Origin of the sequence: Citrobacter sp. EC_71, from assembly GCF_019584005.1 — a bacterium.
GTDB lineage: Bacteria > Pseudomonadota > Gammaproteobacteria > Enterobacterales > Enterobacteriaceae > Citrobacter > Citrobacter werkmanii.
In genome coordinates this window covers 1-231 of the sequence record NZ_VDAY01000112.1, presented here as the reverse complement: position 1 = coordinate 231, position 231 = coordinate 1, and the positions used below count along the sequence as shown (strand labels likewise).

At 49.4% G+C, this 231-nt stretch carries 1 protein-coding gene; it reads right to left on the bottom strand.

Going from position 1 to position 231, the window contains the following annotated elements; translation table 11 throughout:
- A partial coding sequence (locus tag FHD02_RS24265) for a propanediol/glycerol family dehydratase large subunit (protein ID WP_220394398.1) occupies positions 1-199 on the bottom strand: 199 nt, incomplete at its 3' end.
- Positions 200-231: the final 32 nt, after the last annotated feature.

Genomic DNA, 231 nt, shown 5'->3' with positions numbered 1-231 from the left:
TAAAACGGTCAATCATGTCGAACTCGGCGCGGCTCTTGCCGTCCAGCTCAACAATACGACCATTCTCTACCTTCACCGACGAAGCCGGATCGTAGGGGCTTTCCATGGCGATCAGTCCCTCTTCAGGCCATTCGCCAATCAGCCCATCCTGATTTACAGGGCGCTTCGCAAGCACTTCGAATCGTTTTGATCTTCTCATAGTTTATGGACTCAAAAGATAAAAAATAGGGA